The organism is Oceanospirillum sp. (assembly GCF_048265165.1).
Classification (GTDB): domain Bacteria; phylum Pseudomonadota; class Gammaproteobacteria; order Pseudomonadales; family Halomonadaceae; genus Oceanospirillum.
In genome coordinates this window covers 730,965-752,146 of the sequence record NZ_JBLXCD010000002.1, presented here as the reverse complement: position 1 = coordinate 752,146, position 21,182 = coordinate 730,965, and the positions used below count along the sequence as shown (strand labels likewise).

20 protein-coding genes are annotated in these 21,182 nt (G+C 50.0%); 18 read left to right on the top strand and 2 right to left on the bottom strand.

The genetic code is table 11. The features are described from left to right. Positions 1 to 37: 37 nt before the first annotated feature. From ACN0R8_RS06965 to ACN0R8_RS06930, 8 genes are all read left to right on the top strand, one after another. Positions 38 to 1,654 (top strand): chloride channel protein, encoded by a 1,617-nt coding sequence (locus ACN0R8_RS06965; RefSeq protein ID WP_417596354.1) that lies wholly within the window; start codon positions 38 to 40, stop codon positions 1,652 to 1,654. Positions 1,655 to 1,700: 46 nt separating this feature from the next. Further along, positions 1,701 to 2,135 (top strand): protoporphyrinogen oxidase HemJ, encoded by a 435-nt coding sequence (gene hemJ / locus ACN0R8_RS06960; protein WP_417596353.1) that lies wholly within the window; start codon positions 1,701 to 1,703, stop codon positions 2,133 to 2,135. Between the two features lie 26 nt (positions 2,136 to 2,161). Next, positions 2,162 to 2,959, top strand: coding sequence for a hydroxymethylpyrimidine/phosphomethylpyrimidine kinase (locus tag ACN0R8_RS06955; RefSeq protein ID WP_417596352.1), 798 nt, complete (start codon positions 2,162 to 2,164; stop codon positions 2,957 to 2,959). A 40-nt stretch (positions 2,960 to 2,999) separates the two neighbouring features. Further along, positions 3,000 to 3,683: a thiamine phosphate synthase gene (gene thiE / locus ACN0R8_RS06950; protein WP_417596351.1), complete on the top strand. Its 684-nt coding sequence runs from the start codon at positions 3,000 to 3,002 to the stop codon at positions 3,681 to 3,683. A 143-nt stretch (positions 3,684 to 3,826) separates the two neighbouring features. Further along, the gene (hemL, locus tag ACN0R8_RS06945; RefSeq protein ID WP_417596350.1) at positions 3,827 to 5,110 is read left to right on the top strand and encodes a glutamate-1-semialdehyde 2,1-aminomutase; all 1,284 of its coding nucleotides are present in this window, start codon (positions 3,827 to 3,829) and stop codon (positions 5,108 to 5,110) included. Positions 5,111 to 5,276: 166 nt separating this feature from the next. Beyond that, the gene (locus ACN0R8_RS06940) at positions 5,277 to 6,854 is read left to right on the top strand and encodes an AAA family ATPase (RefSeq protein ID WP_417596349.1); all 1,578 of its coding nucleotides are present in this window, start codon (positions 5,277 to 5,279) and stop codon (positions 6,852 to 6,854) included. A gap of 50 nt (positions 6,855 to 6,904) precedes the next feature. Next, complete coding sequence (locus ACN0R8_RS06935; RefSeq protein WP_417596348.1) at positions 6,905 to 7,255, top strand: pentapeptide repeat-containing protein; 351 nt, start codon at positions 6,905 to 6,907, stop codon at positions 7,253 to 7,255. Positions 7,256 to 7,426: 171 nt separating this feature from the next. Next, a complete protein-coding gene (locus tag ACN0R8_RS06930; protein ID WP_417596347.1) occupies positions 7,427 to 7,786 on the top strand; it encodes a Rieske (2Fe-2S) protein in 360 nt (119 codons plus the stop codon). On the opposite strand, the gene sfsA is transcribed toward ACN0R8_RS06930, so the two are convergent. Both sfsA and ACN0R8_RS06920 read right to left on the bottom strand, forming a co-directional pair. After that, the gene (gene sfsA, locus ACN0R8_RS06925) at positions 7,777 to 8,535 is read right to left on the bottom strand and encodes a DNA/RNA nuclease SfsA (RefSeq protein ID WP_417596346.1); all 759 of its coding nucleotides are present in this window, start codon (positions 8,533 to 8,535) and stop codon (positions 7,777 to 7,779) included. The genes ACN0R8_RS06930 and sfsA overlap by 10 nt on opposite strands. A gap of 27 nt (positions 8,536 to 8,562) precedes the next feature. Then, on the bottom strand, positions 8,563 to 9,741 hold the full coding sequence (locus tag ACN0R8_RS06920; protein ID WP_417596345.1) for a pyridoxal phosphate-dependent aminotransferase: 1,179 nt from the start codon (positions 9,739 to 9,741) through the stop codon (positions 8,563 to 8,565). Positions 9,742 to 10,041: 300 nt separating this feature from the next. Here ACN0R8_RS06920 and dksA point away from each other — a divergent pair, with 300 nt between their 5' ends. The 10 genes from dksA (at position 10,042) to panD (ending at position 21,132) form a co-directional block, all read left to right on the top strand. Next, entirely contained in the window at positions 10,042 to 10,479 is a 438-nt protein-coding gene (dksA, locus tag ACN0R8_RS06915; protein WP_417596344.1) for an RNA polymerase-binding protein DksA, read from the top strand. A 107-nt stretch (positions 10,480 to 10,586) separates the two neighbouring features. Then, positions 10,587 to 11,525, top strand: coding sequence for a tRNA glutamyl-Q(34) synthetase GluQRS (gluQRS, locus tag ACN0R8_RS06910; protein ID WP_417596343.1), 939 nt, complete (start codon positions 10,587 to 10,589; stop codon positions 11,523 to 11,525). An 87-nt stretch (positions 11,526 to 11,612) separates the two neighbouring features. After that, a complete protein-coding gene (locus tag ACN0R8_RS06905) occupies positions 11,613 to 11,783 on the top strand; it encodes a hypothetical protein (protein ID WP_417596374.1) in 171 nt (56 codons plus the stop codon). Next, positions 11,773 to 14,742 (top strand): ATP-binding protein, encoded by a 2,970-nt coding sequence (locus ACN0R8_RS06900; protein WP_417596342.1) that lies wholly within the window; start codon positions 11,773 to 11,775, stop codon positions 14,740 to 14,742. Before ACN0R8_RS06905 ends, ACN0R8_RS06900 begins: the two co-directional genes overlap by 11 nt. Beyond that, positions 14,742 to 16,184 carry a sigma-54-dependent transcriptional regulator gene (locus ACN0R8_RS06895; RefSeq protein ID WP_417596341.1) on the top strand — a complete coding sequence of 481 codons (1,443 nt, stop codon included), beginning with the start codon at positions 14,742 to 14,744 and terminating at the stop codon, positions 16,182 to 16,184. Before ACN0R8_RS06900 ends, ACN0R8_RS06895 begins: the two co-directional genes overlap by 1 nt. Positions 16,185 to 16,954: 770 nt before the next feature. Beyond that, the gene (pcnB, locus tag ACN0R8_RS06890; protein ID WP_417596340.1) at positions 16,955 to 18,373 is read left to right on the top strand and encodes a polynucleotide adenylyltransferase PcnB; all 1,419 of its coding nucleotides are present in this window, start codon (positions 16,955 to 16,957) and stop codon (positions 18,371 to 18,373) included. Further along, a complete protein-coding gene (folK, locus tag ACN0R8_RS06885; RefSeq protein WP_417596339.1) occupies positions 18,370 to 18,879 on the top strand; it encodes a 2-amino-4-hydroxy-6-hydroxymethyldihydropteridine diphosphokinase in 510 nt (169 codons plus the stop codon). Before pcnB ends, folK begins: the two co-directional genes overlap by 4 nt. A 107-nt stretch (positions 18,880 to 18,986) precedes the next feature. Further along, entirely contained in the window at positions 18,987 to 19,781 is a 795-nt protein-coding gene (panB, locus tag ACN0R8_RS06880) for a 3-methyl-2-oxobutanoate hydroxymethyltransferase (RefSeq protein ID WP_417596338.1), read from the top strand. After that, positions 19,778 to 20,638, top strand: a complete 861-nt coding sequence (gene panC / locus ACN0R8_RS06875) for a pantoate--beta-alanine ligase (protein WP_417596337.1) — start codon at positions 19,778 to 19,780, stop codon at positions 20,636 to 20,638. Before panB ends, panC begins: the two co-directional genes overlap by 4 nt. A 113-nt stretch (positions 20,639 to 20,751) precedes the next feature. Then, positions 20,752 to 21,132 (top strand): aspartate 1-decarboxylase, encoded by a 381-nt coding sequence (gene panD, locus ACN0R8_RS06870; protein ID WP_417596336.1) that lies wholly within the window; start codon positions 20,752 to 20,754, stop codon positions 21,130 to 21,132. Positions 21,133 to 21,182: the final 50 nt, after the last annotated feature.

Here is a 21,182-nt window from a genome sequence, read left to right as displayed (position 1 = left end):
ACTTGGATTAATCTCCGGCATTGCAACCGGGGGGGTGATGGTTATATTTATTATCAGCCTGAATCTGGCCACAGAGTCACTGTTGGGGATTGAGCCTGAAAACCATGAAGCGCTATCACTTACCATACGAATACTGGCTCCAATTATTGGCTGTCTGCTGCTGGCCTTTATTTTCCGGCTGTCGAAACAAAGCTGGCGTTCAAACGGTGTGCCACATGTGATCGAGCGCTTCACGTTCAACCAGGGCCATATGCCCTGGCCCAATGCGGTGGGCCAGTTTGTCAATGCGATAATAAGCCTTACCAGTGGCCTATCAGCTGGGCGCGAAGGCCCTGCAGTCCATATGGGTGCGAGCATCAGCAGTCTGATTGGCGTTCATCTGAAGCTTCCTAATAACAGTATTCGCTTGCTGGTTGGCTGCGGTTCTGCCGCAGCCATAGGGGCATCATTTAATACGCCTATTGCAGGGGTTATCTTCGCGATGGAAGTCATTGTCGCAGAATATACTCTTGTGGGGTTCACTCCTATCATTCTGGCCTCGGTTACCGGTACAGCTCTGAGTCAATCACTTCTGGGAGGAGGGAGTCTTTTCAACACAGCTCCCCAGGCTCTCTATACCCTGGCAGAGCTGCCTTGGGTATCTGCCAGCGGCATTATTATTGGTATTTTTGCCGCACTGTTTATCAGCTACTCAGGCCTTCTTTTCCGAACTCATCACTGGCCTGTTGAGATTCGTTTCTTATTAGCAGGGTTACTGACAGCCCTTTTTGCAGCTCTTTTACCCTCCCTTATGGGCAGTGGCTTTGACCTGGTAAATCTTTCATTCACCGGCGACCTAAGCCTGGGGTTATTACTTCTTCTGGCCATCTGCAAACTGCTGCTGACAGCCACTACTTTTGGCTTGGGCGTACCCATTGGTATCATCGGACCGATTATGGTTGTAGGGGGATTATTCGGTGCTGCAACAGGTCATATCGGTTCTTTTCTGGCCGGGACTCAGGTATCGGATATCAATATCTATGCGATGATAGGTATGGCGAGCATGATGGCCGCCTGCCTACAGGCACCTCTTGCGGCGCTAATGGCTTTAATGGAGCTGACAGGCAACCCTCACATCATCATGCCCGGTATGCTGGCTGTGGTTTGCGCAACACTGACCAGTCGCTACCTGCTTCCGGACCACCCTTCAGTGTTCCAGTATGCTCTCGAATTAAAAGGTCTTAAACTTCACGACCCAGCACTGTCTCAGATACTCAGCCGCACTGGTGTCTGCGCTGTAATGAGCAAAGACTTTAAACGATGTACGGATAAGCTGAGTATCGGAATGGCTAAAACAATTCTGAACGCCAAACCTCGCTGGCTATTGATCCATGAAGACGATAATGATCACTTTGTTCTTATGCCAACGTCAGATTTAGCCAACTACGTTTACTTGGATGTACAGGAAAACGGACAAAGCCTGAAAGAAATCGTCCTTAGCGAGGTACCCTCTGAGGATAGGCTCAGCGCCAGCCCGCTGCCTCAAACAGCTACTCTGGCTGAGGCCCAGGCACAGATCTCAGATATGCGTACCGACACACTGTATATAACAGGCTTAAAGGGAGAGGTTATCGGCATTGTCACCCGGGATATGATTGAAGGTTTCTATCGATAATGAATTTTTACATACTGCATAAAAAGAGCAGCACTGAGGAGTCATAATGGATTTTTTTTGGGTTAAAGCATTTCACATTATCGCTGTGGTCACTTGGTTCAGCGGGCTGTTTTATCTGCCTAGACTTTACGTATACCATGCGGAAACAACGGATGAGGCAGGAAACGAACGCTTCAAAATCATGGAGCGTAAGCTTTATCGCGGCATCACAACACCCTCAATGATTGTGGTTGTAGCACTTGGGCTTTGGCTCATCAGCATGAACGCCAGCTATTATCTGTCACAGCCCTGGATGCACGCTAAACTAACGCTTGTAACACTGCTGATCGGCTACCACTTTGCCTGCGGCCACTACCGTAAGCTATTTGCCGAAGACAGAAACACCCGCGGCCATAAGTTTTATCGGGTCTTTAACGAACTGCCGGTATTTGCACTGATTGGGATTATTATTCTGGTTGTGGTCAAGCCTTTTTCAGGCTAACGCAGAAAGCGATAGAGAGCGTGACGATGAGTTCAATCCCCAATCTCGCGGTAACTCTGGTACTGGCTGGGCATGACCCTTCCGGTGGTGCCGGTATTCAGGCTGACATCGAAACCATACGAGCCCTGGGTGGCTATGCCGCAACGGTAATTACGGCTACCACAACCCAGAATACACATAATGTTCAGGGCATACACCCGGTTAACGCTAACGATCTAATCACTCAGGCACGTATGATTCTTGATGATCTGCCCATTAGCGCAATCAAAATCGGGCTCTTGGGCAGCATTGAGAATATTGAAGCGATTCACACTCTTTTACAGGACTACCCTCATCTACCCGTAATCTTTGATCCAATTTTAATAGCTGGTGGCGGCAAAAGCCTGACCACGCAGGAGATGGTAGCCGCTGTCTCAGATCTGCTTCTCCCACACACATTGCTGCTAACACCGAACACTCAGGAATTGAAAAAACTCAGCCCCAATGCTGACTCCGTTGCCGCACAGGCGCACCACCTGATTAGCCAAGGCTGTCAGCATGTTGCGGTTACCGGAACCCACGCAGAGACCGCTGATGTAGTGAACAAGCTCTTTGGCAGCCACGGTGAGATGCAGCAGAAAAGCTGGCCCCGCCTGCCTGGCGAATACCACGGCAGTGGCTGTACTTTCGCAGCGGCCTGCGCCGCATTGATCGCCCAAGGTGCCGATATCTGCAACGCGGTTGAGATGGCACAAAATTTCACATGGAAGAGCCTTGAGCAGGCCCACAAGCTCAGTGATGGCCAGTATCTGCCCAACCGTTTTTTCTGGAGCGACAGGTCCTGACCCGAGCTCCGAAATGTTATCTACAGGATACCCGACAGGTATGAGCCCGATTCAAAAAACATCTTCCCAACAGCGTTTCCTGAAATCCCTTGAACGCTCCCCGGTTTACGCCATCACCGACAGCATACTGATGCCCGGTGAACAGCTTTTTATAAAGGCCGAAGCGGCCTTAAAAGCCGGAATTGGCTGCCTGCAATATCGGGAAAAAACCGCAACCGCTGAGGATAAAGAAGCACGCGCTATTCGCCTGCTTAACCTGTGTCAGCAATACGATACGCCTCTCATTATTAATGACGACCTGGAGCTGGCTCTGAAGATCGATGCCAACGGCGTCCATTTGGGACAAAGTGACGGCTCACTGACGGATGCACGCCGTAAACTGGGTGAAGATAAGATACTGGGCGCAACCTGCCATGCATCACTGAAGCTGGCACAACAAGCTCAGGATGCCGGAGCAGATTATCTGGCCTTTGGGCGTTTCTTCCCGTCTGCGACCAAACCGGATGCACCGGCGGCACCATTAGCATTAATTGCGCAGGCAAAGGCTCGCTTTCAGCGTCCCATTGTCGTAATTGGTGGTATTGATCCAGACAATTCCGGTCAGGTGTTTGATCAGGGTGCCGATATGATTGCTGTGGTTAACAGCCTGTTCGGTACTCATGATCCTTCAGAGGCACTCAACAGGTTCTGCTTACCCAGAGCCCCGTTGCAGGTCAACGTTTAGCTACAATCAATCTTTAATAAGGTGCAGCAGCGCTGTATCACATCATCATGCCTAGGTATGATGGGCGCATTACTTTCGGGAGGCTGCGGCCTCCTCAAACCGTTTTTAGCAATTTTTAAGAAACAACAGTTATAGGGAACCCTATGTCTACGTCAGAACAGCTATTTGCCAATGCCCAAACCGTTATTCCTGGCGGCGTTAACTCTCCGGTACGTGCATTCAAAGGTGTTGGCGGTACGCCGGTATTTATCAAGCGCGCGAAAGGCGCATACCTGTTTGATGCAGATGACAAACAGTACATTGACTATGTAGGTTCATGGGGCCCAATGATCACAGGTCACGCCAACGACACCGTGCTGCAGGCAGTAAAAGATCGTCTAGATGACGGTATGAGCTTTGGTGCCCCCACTGAAATCGAAACCACCATGGCACAGCGTATCTGCGAGATCATGCCGAATATCGAGATGGTACGCATGGTGAACTCGGGGACGGAAGCCACCATGAGTGCGATCCGCCTGGCCCGCGGCTATACCGGTCGTGACAAGATCGTAAAATTTGAGGGCTGCTATCACGGCCACTCCGATTCCCTGCTGGTTAAAGCGGGTTCCGGTGCCCTGACCTTTGGTGAACCAAACTCTCCAGGCGTACCCAAAGCGCTGGCGGAGCACACTATCACCCTGACGTATAACGACATTGAAAATGTGCGGGAATGTTTCAAACAGATTGGCGATCAGATCGCCTGCATTATTGTGGAGCCGGTTGCCGGCAACATGAACTGCATTCCGCCGCAGCCGGGCTTTCTGGAATGTCTGCGTGAAGTGTGTGATGAACACGACACCGTGCTGATCTTTGATGAAGTGATGACAGGTTTCCGTGTTGCTCTGGGCGGTGCACAAGAGCGTTTCAACATTAAGCCGGATCTGACCACACTAGGTAAGATTATCGGTGGTGGGATGCCGGTAGGCGCATTCGGTGGTAAGAAAGAGATCATGTCTCATATCTCACCTCTGGGGCCCGTCTATCAGGCTGGCACCCTTTCCGGTAACCCGCTGGCCATGGCTGCGGGTATCGCCCTGCTGGACAGCATCAGCAAACCGGGCTTCCACGATGCCCTGTTCGCCAAAGTAGATAAACTGTGTGCAGGCCTTGAAGCCTCAGCAAAAGAAGCCGGCGTTCCCTTCATCACCCAGAAAGCGGGCGGCATGTTCGGTGTGTTCTTCACCGACAAATCTGCTGTAACCGGTTTTGCCGATGTGATGGAATGCAATAATGACCACTTCAATAAGTTCTTCCACACCATGCTGGAAGAGGGTGTTTATCTGGCTCCGGCATCCTACGAAGCAGGTTTTGTATCTTCTGCCCATACAGATGACGATATTGAGAAAACGCTTGCCGCAGCCCGTAAGGCGTTTGCTGCGCTGAGTTAGCAGGTAATTTTGCCGATCATAACGGGTCTGGGGTAAACACCTCAGACCTTAAGCTGATTGCTCCGGCCACCTGAAGCACGCACTATGGGTCAAAAAGGCTGACCGATACGCCGGTGTAACAGAACGGACAACGAGCCCCGAATACTGAATTTTAAGGAGACCGCCTGTGAGCCAACAGCTGATTGAGGCACTTCAGAACCCAGCCCTGTATCCACACAACACAGGGGAATTTAAACTGTACCAAACCCATATATCCTGGGTACTGTTGACAGGTGATTACGCCTACAAAATCAAAAAACCGATGGATTTCGGCTTTTTGAACTTCACCACTCTGGAGAAACGCAAATTCTTCTGCGAGCAGGAAGTAGCCCTGAATAAACGCCTGGCTCCGGATCTGTATCTGGATGTTCTACCGATCTCCGGTAGTGAAGATGCTCCTCGTTTAGGTGATGATTCTGCCCCATTTGAATACGCCATCCGAATGAAGCAATTCGATGGCGACCGCCTGCTGAGCAACCTGCAGGCCGAAGGCATGGTGACAACCGCTCACATAGATTCACTGGCACACCAGATTGCGAGTTTCCACGCTGAAATTCGCCAGGCTGATGACAGTATGAAGCTCGGCAGCCCAGCAGAAGTACTGGCACCCGCACAACAGAACTTCGATCAGATCCGCGAGATGCTAAGTGAAAAGTCACAACTGGATCAGCTCACCCAGCTGGAAGGTTGGATGCAGGATACGTTTACTCGCCTGGAGCCACTGTTTGCCCGACGCAAAGCCAACGGCATGATTCGCGAGTGCCATGGAGATATCCACTTAGGTAATGTGGCCCTGATTCAGGAAACGGGTAAAGACAAGGTTGCTCTGTTTGACTGCATCGAGTTTAACGATGAGTTCCGCTGGATCGATGTGATCTCAGATGCCGGTTTTTTGGTGATGGACCTGGAAGCCCGCGGTGAAAAAGAGCTGGCCCGCCACTTTATCAACCTCTACCTGGAGCTGACCGGTGACTACGAAGGCATTCAACTATTGCCGTTCTACAAAGCTTACCGTGCCATGGTTCGTGCCAAGGTAACGCGCTTTATGCTACTGGACCCGTCCATTGATGAAGCGGGGCGCGCCAAACTCGAAGCGGACTACCAGAGCTATATCGACCTGGCGGAATCCTACACCGTATTTGAACAGCCCTTTATGCTGATCACCCATGGCGTATCCGGTTCAGGTAAAAGCTCTATAAGCCGGGCGGTCATCAAGGAGCTGGGCGTTATACGTATCCGCTCCGATGTTGAGCGTAAACGCCTGTTTGGTCTGAGCGCACACCAGGACAGTCACTCTGAGCTGGATGCCGGTATCTATACTCCGGAAGCCACAGAGCGCACCTATGACAAACTGGCAGAACTGGCAGATTGCGTCATTTATTCAGCAACACCTGTGATTATTGATGCCACCAACCTGAAACGTTGGCAGCGTGATGCTCTGCGTGATAAAGCGGAACAGCTTGGAGTTCCCGCTCTGACACTTTCATTCACAGCAAGCGAGCAAACACTCGAGCGCCGGATCAAAAAACGCCTGACATCAAACAATGATGCATCTGAAGCGGATCTTTCTGTTCTGAATAAGCAGCTGGCAGAGCAGGATAGTATCGCCGCAGATGAAACGGACTATACTATCGTCATCAATACTGACGAAGATAATGCAAGCACCAAGCTACTAATGAGTATTCGCCGCCAGTTTGGGCTGTAACATATCTTTCAAATATACTGCGAGTAGCCATTGGCCAAAAGGAGTCGGTTATGAGTCAAAAACCCCACCTGCTTGATAACAAGCTGTATAAGCTACTAAGAGAAGAAGATATCGGGGCTTTTAATCAAGCCCGCTCCTGCGATGAGACGACAGATCTACGCAGCGGTGACTTCAGAGGACTGGATCTGCGCGAGATGAATGCCCACAAACTGGATATGAGCAATGCTTATTTTCGGGGTGCTGATCTGCGTGGTATAGACTTCAGCCAGACAAATCTTGAAGGTGCCAGCATCGCTCAGGCCAATATATCCGGCTGCTTTTTTCCGAAAGAGATCTCAGCCGATGAGCTGGTGATGTCCCTGAACCATGGCACCCGGTTGCGTTACGACCGGTGCTGCTGAGCCTCAGTGGTTAATAATCTCTGTCATTCCAGCTGTCATATTAAAGTCATAACGGTTTTCTATGATGGCGCAGTCTAATAGAGGTTATCCAACTTCGGAATCAGACAACGCACCACCTTCTCAGCCGTTTGCTCTGCAAACGGCTTTTTTATGCCCGGTTAGAGAAAAACCATGTACGTACTTTGTAATCTGGATGATATCGGCAACAAAACCAGTAAAGGTTTTCAGACCCCCATAGGCCCTCTCTTTGCGGTAAAGAAAAAACATAAGCTTTATCTGTATGCCAATGAGTGTCCGCATCTTGGCGTCAACCTTGAATGGCAACAGGATCAGTTTCTGGACAGCAGCAAACAGTTGATTCAGTGTGCGATGCACGGGGCACAATTTCTGATCGACTCCGGCGAATGCATTCACGGCCCATGTACAGGACAAAAGCTACGCCAGATTCCTTATGAGATCAGTGAGACCGGAGAGGTAATGCTGATGACCGCTGAGAGTATTGATCGCACTAGGGCAGAAGATCAGAAATAAGCCTGCTCAGATAAGACAACAGGTACAGATTGCCAAAGTTGAATTGTTTCAGTATCTATCAACGATTTATAGGCCAGAACCTCAACCCCTGCCTGTAGTGCTTCCCGCAGCACCCGGCCGTAGGCCGGATCAATATGGTCCGCCACACTAATCTGGTCGATCCCTGTGTGATTCACACAGAACAACAGAATGGCACGGTGACCCTCAGCCACCATCTGCTGCAACTCACGCAGATGCTTACGCCCCCGTTCAGTAACCGCATCCGGAAAAAAGCCCTGCCCCTTGCCAAAAGACTCATCCAACAAGGTAGCGCTCTTCACCTCGACATAGCAGTTCGGCAGCCCCTCTGCGGTCAACAGGAAATCGATCCGACTATTTTCAGCGCCATATTTTACTTCAGGCTTAATGGAGTCGTAAGCCGCAAGCTCAGCCAAAACCTTACTCTGTAGCGCTTCCTTGACGATTCGGTTTGCCTGCGCCGTGTTCACACAGATCAGGTTGCCGTCGGGGGTTTCTGACAGCTCCCAGGTACAGGGATATTTACGCTTAGGGTTCCCGGAATCGGAGTACCAGACCCGCCAGCTCTCACCCATACAGTTTTTCATCGAGCCGGTATTGGGGCAGTGCAGGGTGAGCTGCTCCGCACCACCCTCCCGTTGTCCAGAGAGATCTCTCGGCACCACATCTGCCATAAAACGTTTGTAGCGCTTTAACAAAGTGGCCGACTGAAGTGGTGATGACCAACGCATATTCGGTTTCCCTGATCTGTTTTCTGTTTAGGCCCGTTTCTGAATAAAGCGTCCGATACGTTCAACAGCCTCTTCCAGCTTATCGATGCTGGCAGCATAGGCAAAACGCACTGTGGTACGCGCACCGGCAATACCAAAGTCCAGCCCCGGCGTTGTAGCAACCCCCTCTTCTTCCAGCAGATCCTGACACCAGTTGAAGCTATCATCCGTCAGGTGATCGATACCAGCATAGATATAAAACGCACCTTCCGGCGTCACCGGAATCGACATACCCAGCTCACGTAGCGCCGGTAACAGGTAATCCCGTCGCCGCGCAAACTCTGCCCGACGTTCCTCAAGCAGAGCAATCGTATCCGGCTGAAAAGCCGCCAGGGCAGCATATTGAGATGGCGTCGTCGCCGACAAAAATACATTCTGCGCCAGCTTTTCCAGTTCCGGCATAGCGCACTCAGGAGCCACCAACCAGCCCAGCCGCCAACCGGTCATACCGAAATATTTAGAAAAACTGTTGATAACAAAAGCGTCATCATTCACCGCCAGTGCCGTTTGCGCCTCAACACCATAGGTTAGCCCCTGATAGATCTCATCACAGATCAGGGCCCCTTTTTTCGCGCTCACCGCCTGGGAAATTTCCGTCAACTGATCCAGGTTCACCAAGGTACCCGTTGGGTTGGATGGCGTTGCCAGCATGGCGGCACGGGTTTTGGCATTCCAGTGTTGTTCAATATGATCCGCATTAAGCTGAAAGTGACTATCTGCGCCTACCGGAACCAGCTGTGACCGACCTTCAAACAAACGCATAAAATTACGGTTACAAGGGTAAGTCGGGTCGGCCATCATCACCTGATCACCGGGGTTAACCAGCAGGGCCGCCAGTAGCAAGAGAGCCCCGGAAGCTCCGGGAGTTACCAAAATACGGGAAGGATCGACTTTAACGCCATAGGCTTTCTGGTAATGATCTGCAATTGCCTCACGCAACTCAGGAATACCCATCGCAGGAGTGTAGCCTGTATGACCGTCGGCCAGCGCCTGCCGACCAGCTTCAATCACCTGTGGAGGCGATGAAAAGTCTGGTTCACCAATCTCCATATGAATAATGTCCCGGCCCTCCGCCTGAAGCTCACGGGCACGGCCCAACAGCGCCATGACATGGAAAGGCGCAATATCCGCAACACGGCTTGCCCATTGGAAATCCGACAGTGACATACACTACTCCTGAATATTAAAACAGAGGGTTTCAACTATGAAGCCACGCTCAACAGAGCTGAACATCATAGTGAAAAGCAAACAAGTATGCAGCTTTACCAGCACTTTGCCGGTATTCTGAAATGTAAAAAACTGTATAAATTCGCCTCAGAATTTGCTTTTTTCTTACTTTTCAGCTAAATAAGCATGGCTTTCAAAAACGTGACAGGATTTTGTCCGTTGCTGAGGGTGCCAATGATGGACTATTTATCGGCGGGCATCCCCCAGACCACCAACAACATAATATGATGGGGCAGTCGTATGCCAGAGAATGCAACCAACAACCCAGAGCTAAAATCATTCGTTCCGTATGATATTAAAGACGGCGAAGAATACATGAATGATGGACAGCTGGAGCATTTCCGCCAGATTCTGCTGAAGTGGAAACAAGAGTTGATGGAAGAGGTTGACCGTACAGTTCAGCACCTTCAGGAAGATGCGAACAATTTTGCCGACCCGGCTGATCGTGCCACTCAGGAAGAAGAGTTCAGTCTGGAGCTTCGCACCCGTGACCGTGAACGCAAGCTGATCAAAAAAATCAATGAAGCCCTTAACGATATCGACGAAGGTGACTACGGTTACTGCGAGTCCTGCGGTATTGAAATTGGTATTCGCCGTCTTGAGGCACGTCCAACGGCAACCCTGTGCGTGGACTGCAAAACCCTGGCGGAAATAAAAGAGCGTCAGATTGGCGGTTAATCCGTCAGCATGTACAGCAACAAAAACCAGCTCCGGCTGGTTTTTTTATGTCTGTCAGTTTCAACAGCTCTTTAACCTTCGTGTAACCAGTAGAAACAAAGATTCCAATGCTTTCTGATGCGCCCCATAACCAACAAAACAGCACCATTAATCCTGCTTTCACTCCGGGGAAAGGCACTTATGTCGGCCGTTTCGCTCCAACGCCATCCGGCCCACTGCATTTTGGTTCGCTGGTGGCAGCACTGGCCAGCTATCTGGATGCGAAGGCTCACGACGGCTTATGGCTGATGCGTATTGAAGATATCGATCCTCCCCGTGAACAGCCCGGCGCCAGCGATGCAATCCTGCAGGCTCTAGAAGCCTTTGAGCTTTTCTGGGATGGCAAGGTGATGTATCAGAGTCAGCAGAATGAGCGCTATCAGGATCAGGTAAATCAACTGCTTGATCAGGGCCAGGCTTACCGATGTCAGTGCAGTCGAAAGCAGCTTAAAGGATATACTGTATATCCAAACAGTTGCCGTAAAAACCCGCCACCTACTGACGCCGAATGCGCAGTTCGCCTTAAAACTGGTTGTAGTTTCAGTATCGAAGACAGAATCCAGGGGCCCTGCCAATGGCCGATGGATCAGGTGGGTGACTTTATTATTCAACGCCGAGACAAACTCTTTGCCTATCAGCTGGCGGTGGTGCTGGATGACAAGGAACAAGGGGTCAATCAGGTTGTTCGAGGCTATGATATTCTGGAAAGTACCCCGCGCCAGCTGCAACTGCTGAAACACCTGAATATCAGCCCGCCAACCTATGCCCATATTCCCGTGATCGTTCAGGCCAATGGTCAGAAGCTGAGCAAACAGAACCTGGCACCGGCAATCAATAGCAAAGAGAAGCATCAACTCCTGCTAAGAGCGCTTGCCGCACTGCAGGTTTTTCCGGAGCAGGAGATACAGGCCTGCGCTTACTCTGATATTCTTCACTGGGCTGCCGACCAATGGGACCCATCCCGATTATCTATGAAGCAGGAGATTCCTGAAGCGAGCCTGCCGTAATCAACCTAAAGCTTATGGCTGTTAAATACGCTCTTAACATCACCAAACAACACTTAATAAGAACAAAATAGTGAAACGACTATGTATATGTACCGTTTAATTCTCTTTCTGGTGTTTGCCGGCTACCTCTTTTCCCCGATTCTGATGGACTGGTGGGGCGACAGTAACGGCAGCTGGTACCGCCCTTATCTGGTTTGGGGTGCCCTGATCGGTATTTCCATCTGGCTTGAACAGAAGAGAAAATTGGATGAGCTTTAGTTTTAGCCTGGGCCAGGTATCCGCCATCGGCGTCGGCTACCTCTTGCTATTATTTACAGCCGCCTATGCAACCGAGCGACGCTGGTTACCCCGAAAAATAACGCGTCACCCCTTGGTTTATGTACTGTCTCTGGGAGTCTATGCCAGCGCATGGGCCGTCTATGGCTCTGTTGGGTTGGCGAACCAGTACGGCTACGGGTTCCTCTCTTACTATCTCGGCGTTGCCGGTGCTTTTGTGCTTGCGCCTGTACTTTTAGTGCCGATACTACGAATCACAAGAACCTATCAGCTCTCATCCCTGGCCGATCTTTTTGCGTTTCGCTTCCGTAGCCGGTGGATTGGCAGTTTGGTAACAGTACTTATGCTAATGGGAGCTCTACCCCTGCTAGCACTTCAGATTCAGGCTGTTGCAGACTCCATCTATATTCTCACCAATGAAGCCTCACCTCACACCCTGGCGCTCGGCTTCTGCATGGTAATGACTCTATTTGCTATTTTGTTCGGCGCTCGTCATACCTCTCTACGGGAAAAACACGAGAGCCTTGTGGTTGCTATTGCCTTTGAGTCTGTTATCAAGCTGGTACTCATGCTGGCCATCGGCGCCTATATCCTGTTTGAGGTCTTTGGTGGTTTTCAGGGCTTAGATATCTGGCTAACAGCTCATTCGGATCAATTACAGGCATTACAGAAACCGCTTGAGGCCGGTCAGTGGCGTACCATGCTTCTATTATTCTTTGCCGCAGCAGTGGCTATGCCACATATGTTCCATATTATTTTTACCGAAAATCAATCTACGGATGTACTGTTTCGTTCCAGCTGGGCTGTTCCTCTCTATCTGCTACTTTTGAGCCTTCCGGTACCTCTTATTCTTTGGGCTGGCATGGCTGAAGGCATCCCTCTGAAAGCAGAATATACCGTACTGGGTGTCGGAGCCGGTGGTGCAGAAAACTGGATTGGCATCTTTGCTTTTATCGCAGGACTTTCCGCCGCAAGCGGCACCATTATTCTGGTCACTCTGGCTTTAGCCGCCATGACCCTAAACCATCTGGTTCTGCCCGTTTATCAGCCCGGTGCCAAGTTTGATATCTACAACTGGCTGCTCTGGTTTCGCCGCCTGCTGATAGGCCTGATTATTCTGGCCGCTTATCTGTTCTACCGGACATTAGGGGTAAAACATGATTTGGCGAGCCTGGGACTGACCTCCTTCATCGGTATTTTGCAGTTTCTGCCCGGAATACTGGCAGTACTCTACTGGCCAACCGCTAACCGCATTGGCCTGGTTGCAGGTCTTTGTGCGGGTATCGGCATCTGGGTTTTCGGCCAGGTTGTTCCTCTGCTTTATAACTTAGAGCAAGTCACTCTACCCGCTACTAATCTGGTTTTTCACTCTGGAGGCGACGGCTGGTATGACGTCGCCCTCGCATCCATCATCATCAATATTGTTGTTTTCATTTTTACTTCTTTGTTCCTGCAGCCAAGCGATGAAGAGAAGGCCGGGGCAAGCTCTTGCTCGGTGGATGCTCTTTCCCGACCTCATCGCCTGCAACTGGCTGCCAGAACCTGTGAGGACTTTATTGGCTTTTTAGCGATTCCACTGGGGAAAATGACGGCAGAGCGGGAAGTCAGAAATGCGCTGAAGGATTTGGAGCTGATGCCAACAGACGGACGCCCGTATGCCCTGCGCCGTCTTAGAGACCGAATCCAAGCCAATTTGTCCGGTCTGATGGGCCCTGCTATCGCCCAGGAAATTGTTGACCAACACCTGCCCTATCAGGCCAGCGCCAACAGCCATAACTCTGAAGATATTCACTTTGTTGAAACCCGGCTGGAGAATTACCGTTATCAACTGACCGGCCTGGCTAAAGAGCTGGACTCACTGCGCCGCTACCACCGGCAGACGCTGCAGTATCTGCCCATCGGTGTCTGTTCCCTGGGTAACGATTATGAAATCCTGATGTGGAACAACACCATGTCTGAACTAACCGGCATCCCCGTAGACCAGGTTGTGGGCTCCCGCTTTGACAGCTTACCGGAACCCTGGAAAGACCTGTTGGGTGAATTTGTCAGTAGCCATACACCTCACCTGTTTCAGAAAGTACAGCAGGACAACGGAAAATCCCGCTGGTTCTCTCTGCACAAAGCCCATATTGAAGAACCACTGTCACACATGGGCGGCTCGGTGATTCTTTTGGAGGATCATACCGAAACTCAGGAGCTGGAAGAGGAACTCGTACACAGCGAACGACTGGCCAGTATCGGGCGGCTTGCAGCAGGTGTTGCCCATGAAATTGGCAATCCCATTACCGGTATCTCCTCCCTTGTTCAGAACCTGAAATATGAGACAGATAACCCGGAGGTGATAGCTGAAACCGCTGAACAGATTCTACAGCTGACTAAACGGGTAACACGTATCGTGCATTCACTGGTTAGTTTCGCCCATGCAGGCCAACACACCAACCAGGCAGCGCAGGAGCCTCTTCTTATCGGGCACGCTGTTGATGAAGCTATTAACCTTATCTCCTTGAGTTCAAAGGGAAAAGATATTGAATTCAGCAATTTATGCCCGGATGACCTTTACGTCATCGGTGATATTCAGAAACTGATTCAGGTATTTGTTAACCTATTGGGTAACGCAAGAGATGCCTCAGACGCAGGTGATAGTGTTACTATAACTGCTACCATTCAGGACAATACAGCCAGGGTAAGCGTTACGGATTGTGGCTGCGGTATTCCTGAAGAACAGTTAGAGCATATATTTGAGCCCTTCTTCACTACCAAAGATCCCGGAGAAGGAACCGGTCTCGGCTTAGCACTGGTCTACAGCATCATAGAAGAACACTATGGTCATATTCAGATCAGCAGCCCCGCAGATCGGATGCAAGGTCGTGGAACAGAGGTCACCATCACCCTGCCTCTCTACCATGCTGAAGCCAAAAGCGAATCCGCGTGGAAGTACTAATGAGCAAGATTCTGATAGTAGAAGATGAAGATATTATTCGCTCAGCTCTTAAAAGACTGCTGGAGCGCCATAGCTTTGAAGTCAGCGAAGCGGCATCGGTAGATGATGCTCTGAGCCACTTAAAGAGTAATCACTATAATTTAGTCATTTCGGATCTGCGCCTGCCAAAAGCACCCGGTACGGATCTGATTAAACTGGCAGAAGATACTCCTGTCCTGATTATGACCAGCTACGCCAGCATGCGCTCCGCCGTTGATGCCATGAAGCAAGGGGCTGTGGACTACATCGCCAAACCATTTGATCACGATGAGATGCTGGAGACGGTTAACCGCATTTTGGCTCAACATCAGCCAGAACAGCCCGCAGCCAGTGTTATTGAAGAAGCAGAAGCAGCATCAACCGATGCTGGCACCATGGGCATGATCGGCCATAGCCCGCTCATGCAGGTGGTTTACCAGCGCATCAGGAAAGTCGCACCAACAGAAGCTACAGTACTGGTTCAGGGCGAATCAGGTACTGGTAAAGAGCTGGTTGCTAAGGCGATTCATAATTATAGCCGCCGCAAAGGAGAGCCGATGATCTCCGTGAACTGCGCGGCTATCCCTGAAACACTGATTGAGTCCGAACTTTTTGGCTATGAGAAAGGTGCTTTTACCGGTGCAAATACTAACCGCAGTGGTTTAGTAGAGGCCGCCGATGGTGGAACCTTGTTTCTTGATGAGATCGGTGAACTGCCTCTGGAGGCGCAAGCACGTCTGCTACGCGTACTGCAGGAAGGTGAGATCAGGCGTATCGGCTCTGTGCAATCAAAAAAAGTAAATGTTCGTTTAGTCGCTGCCACACACCGGAACCTAAAAAAACTTTCCAGCGAAGGTGAGTTTCGTCTCGATCTTTACTATCGCCTTAACGTCATGGAGATCGCTCTACCCGCACTCCGAGACCGAGGAGAGGATATCCTGGAGATTGCAGAGTTTCTATTAGGGGAAGCCTGTAAGCGCATGGATCGCCCAAACCTGCGCTTCAGTAAGCACGCCTCCGATGCCATCATGCAACATGACTGGCCGGGTAACGTACGGGAGCTGGAAAATGCTATCGAACGCGGCGTCATTCTCGCAGAGGGCAATCTCATTCATAGTGATGATATGGGCGTTGTCCCAGAAATAACGCATTTAACCCGTATGCCGCCCCAGGTTCAATCCGCGCTTCCCTCTGTTGGCATGACGCCACAATCCCAGCGTTCTGCTGCACGTAATGACGGCACCAAGGCTCCGGAGGATCTCTCTCTTGAAGATTACTTCCAGCACTTTGTACTGGAACATCAGGACCAGATGAGCGAAACAGAGCTCGCCCAACGACTAGGTATCAGCAGAAAATGTCTCTGGGAAAGACGTCAACGCCTTGGGATTCCAAGAAAAAAAGCAGCATCGAAGAAGAGCGGATAACATCCGCTCTTTTTTTATTGACCCTCGTCAAAAGAATTCTGACCAGCCCCCAAGAGAGATCTTCACAGAGTGTTACCGTAACACACAGGCAACCCTGAAAATAATGGTTTCACAGGTAACAATCTTTTGTTCGGCCACAAGCAAACTTTACATCGAAACAGATAACCAACTGTTTTAAATAGCTTTTTTAAAACATGGCACAGCAAGTGCAATCTATACGAGTAAGAACAACAAGAACACGGTTAACTAACAGCCAACTCAATAAAAATAATAACTGGCAGATTTTGTAACGCTCAAACAATAAAAACAAAAATCAGAGCGGAAAAGATCAGGCAGAATCGGAAACAACAAAAATAAATATCCGAACAAAATGCCAAACCTGAAACAACAACAATAAATCAGGTCGAGGTTAACCACAGCAAACTCATGCATCTCAGGCTTGCAACAACAATAAAAAAGCAATGCTTTAAGATGCCAGCCCGGATTATAAAAATAAAAACCGGACTGAGAAAAAATACTTGGAATAATTGTTTTGAATACGAGGCGGTCCAAACCAGAAGTAGTGATACTTCGCATTGGAAAACAAAAATAATAAGGCTTAAGCCACCAAGGTTTGTCACCGATAGACTGTCATTGCGTATTCAGGGCGATTTACCGAAGTCTGACATACCGTTCGTAAGGATGCGGACAGTTGCGGCGGGGCCAACTTGGCCCCGCTTTTATTTTTAAGGTACACTCTCCTCTCCTATTCAGAGATTCAAGACCCAGCGATGCTAAAAGGAATTCCTTCTTTTCTAAAGCGTCCCGGCGATTCAATTCGGCAGCTGCTTAAATCAGAGCGCCAACAGCAATCCGAAAAACACGAATTGCGCATCGTTTCCCGTGACGAACACCCCATCAGCCGTTCCGGCATTTCAGAAAGCGCTTTGAAAGTACTCTATCGCCTGAAGAAAGCTAATTACGACGCTTTCCTTGTCGGCGGCTGTGTTCGCGATGCGCTTTTAGGGCTACACCCAAAAGACTTTGATGTAGCCACTAATGCGACACCAGAGCAGGTTGACCGTCTCTTTCACAATGCCCGTATTATTGGCCGCCGCTTTCGCATTGTTCATGTGCGCTATGGCCGTGAAATCATCGAAGTGACGACCTTCCGTGCCCCCCATGATACTGGCACAGCCAAATCTCACGCCTCTCAAACAGATCAGGGGCTTCTGGTGCGGGATAATGTCTTTGGCAGCATAGAAGAAGACGCTATACGCCGTGACTTCACCATCAATGCGCTCTATTACAATATTCGTGATTTCTCAATTCACGACTATGCCGGCGGCATTAATGATATTGAACAACGGCTGATTCGCATGATTGGCGATCCGGAAACCCGCTATCGTGAGGACCCGGTGCGAATGCTGAGGGCGATTCGTTTTGCGGCTAAGCTTGATTTCAATATCGAGGCTAAAACAGAAGCCCCTATCCGGGCTTCCGCGACGCTTTTGCGACAGATACCTGCCGCCCGCTTGTTTGAAGAGGTACTCAAACTCTTCCTATCCGGACAAGCTGTTGAAACCTTCAGATTGCTACGCGAATACAACCTGTTCGAGCAGCTGTTCCCCTATACAGAAGATGCACTTCAGGAAACACCGGACAAAGAGAGCTTTATTATTAAAGCTCTGCACAATACTGACAAGCGTATTCAGCAGAACAAACCTGTGACGCCTGCATTTTTGTTTGCTGCACTTCTTTGGCCAGTTGCTCAACGAGCCTTTGGCGACTTGATTCGCTCAGGCATGCCTCCGGTACCTGCAATGCAACAAGCAGGACAACAGACGACGGCCGCCCAGGTGGATTTCACTTCAATCCCTAAGCGTTTCAGCCAGCCAATGCGCGAAATTTGGGAGTTCCAGCTACGCCTTGAGCGACGTCAGGGTAAGCGGGCTTACCAAACTGCTGAGCATCCACGTTTCCGTGCCGCTTATGATTTCCTGGTATTACGCAGTGAAACCGGGGAAAACGTACATGAATTGGCCCAGTGGTGGACTGACTTCCAGGAAAGTGACTCCCATTCCCGCCGCAATCTAGTGCAGCATAACGAGCTTCACGACAAGCAGGCACCCAAAAAACGTCGTCGGCGCCGGCGCAGTAACAGCAAAGACAGCCACCCAAAAAGCGGTAACCGGAACAACCCGGAATGATAGAGCGTACTAAGCTGAACAACACGGCTTATATTGGACTTGGCAGTAACCTTGAGGACCCGGTTCAACAGCTTAAAACCGCATTGAACGAGCTGAATTTACTGCCGGATACCCGATTGGTTGCAGCCTCTTCTTTATATAGTAGCAAACCGGTTGGGCCTCAGGATCAGCCGGACTTTGTTAATGCTGTTGCTCAACTGGAAACCAATCTTGAGCCGTTGGCGTTACTTGACCAACTTCAGGCACTGGAACAAGCCCACAGACGTGTACGTGAGCGCCACTGGGGCCCACGTACTCTGGACCTGGATTTGTTACTGTTTAGCGAACAGGTTATCTGTCACCCTCGCCTTACTGTACCCCATGCTCACATGCATGAACGGGGCTTTGTACTGTTACCTTTGGCTGAAATCAGCCCCAAACTGACCCTGCCTGGTAAAGGTTCTATTACAGACATTCTGTCTAATATCGCTACAGATGACTTGCAGATACTGACAAAGTCAGAGTAAAGTTACCGCAGCTTGTTACCTTTAGATGCAGGTAACGTCAAAGTAACACATTCCGAAACGCCCGCCGCCAAAAGCAGTGGGCGTTATTGTAATGGCGGAACATAATAATGAAGACAGTGACAATCAGTACACTGAATAAGCTAAAACAGGCAGGTGATAAATTCAGCTGCCTGACTGCGTATGATGCAACCTTTTCAGGGCAAGCCAGCCAAGCAGGGATTGAAGTTCTTCTGATTGGCGACTCTCTCGGAATGGTTTTGCAGGGACATGATACAACCCTACCTGTTAGCGTTGATGATATCGTTTACCACACTCAGTGTGTCGCCCGCGGAAATCAGGGTGCCCTGATTATGGCGGATATGCCATTTATGAGTAACGCCTCCACAGAACAGATGCTGATCAATGCAGGTAAGCTGATGCAGGCTGGTGCTCACATGGTCAAAATCGAAGGTGAAGCCTGGCTGGCAGAAGGCATTACCGAACTGACGCGACGCGGTGTACCTGTTTGCGCTCACCTGGGATTGACCCCTCAGATGGTCAATCAGTTTGGCGGCTACAAGGTACAGGGTAAAACTGAAGCCGCTGCACAGGCCATCATCTCTGCCAGCCAAAAGCTGGTAGGTGCAGGCGCCAGTATTATTCTATTGGAATGTGTACCGACAGAAGTCGGGCGTTTGGTGACAGAAGCCGTTGCTGTACCTGTTATCGGCATCGGTGCCGGGCCTAATACCGATGGCCAGATTCTGGTATTACAGGATATGCTGGGCATCACTCTGGGGCACACCGCGAAATTCGTAAAAAACTTTATGACGGATGCTTCCAGTATTCAACAAGCTCTGAGTAACTATCATCAGGAAGTGAAAGCAAACACCTTCCCTGCTGAGGAGCACTGTTTCTCATGATTTTATGTCACTCCATTGCTGAGCTTCGGTCTGCAATTGCGCAGCGTCGACGGAATGAGGGCGGCAAGGTCGCTTTCGTTCCCACTATGGGCAATCTGCATTCAGGCCATATTCACCTGATCCACGAAGCTCATAAAGAAGGCGATACGGTGGTATGCAGCATATTTGTAAACCCAATGCAGTTTGGCCCGAATGAAGATCTTGATTCCTATCCGCGCACACTGGAAGCGGATAGCGAGAAACTATCTGAAGCAGGCTGCCATATTCTGTTTGCACCTAATGCCAGCGAGATCTATCCCACAGGTCTGGAAAGCCAGACTCAGGTCAATGTGCCTGAACTGGGTGAAGAGCTTTGTGGCGCAACTCGCCCCGGTCACTTTACCGGCGTTACCACAGTAGTCAGCAAGTTGTTTAATATTGTTCAACCTGATGTAGCACTGTTTGGTCAGAAGGATTTCCAGCAACTGGCGATCATCCGTAAGATGGCCCAGGATCTCTGTATGCCGCTTGAGATAAAAGGCGTACCAACCGTTCGAATGGAGTCAGGGCTTGCTTTAAGCTCGCGGAATGGCTACCTAACACAGGAAGAGTTGGTAGTCGCTCCTACCCTGTATCAGACATTAGTCAAAATTCGTCAATCGATAGAAGCGGGCCAGTCAGATTTTGATACACTTTGCGACCGGGCAAAGTCAGAATTGAGGGCGAAGGGTTTCAGACCTGATTATCTGAGCATTCGCCGTCAGGCCGATTTAAAAATTGCAGACAACACGAGTTCACACTTAGTGATTCTGGCCGCCGCCCAGCTGGGTAAAGCACGACTGATTGATAACATCGCATTTGCGTTGAATCAGAAATAACATTGAGGCATACTGCGCGACTTAGCTGCTATTTGCAGCAAACCTGCGTACTTCTACAGCATTTCAAGAATGCTCTTATTAAGCGTCTCAAAAAGAAATAAAGGTTAATCATCATGCAATCCATCATGCTTAAAGCAAAACTGCATCAGGCTCGTGTCACTCACGCGGTACTGGAGTATGAGGGTTCTTGCGCTATTGACGGCAACTTGCTGGATATGGCCGGCATCCGTGAATACGAGCAGATTCAGATCTACAACATTGAAGGCGGCCAACGCTTCACCACTTATGCAATCCGTGGCGAAGAAGGCTCAGGTATCATTTCTGTCAACGGTGCGGCGGCTCATCAGGCTAAAGTAGGTGACCGTGTGATCATTTGTGCCTACGCTAACTATACAGAAGCAGAACTGGCAAACTTCAAACCAGCCCTGATCTATATAACAGAAGGCAATGACGTCAGTCACACCAGTAATGCAATTCCGGTTCAGGTTGCCTAACAGGAAACTATAACGAACGGATGATGAAAAGCTGGCCTAAGGTCAGCTTT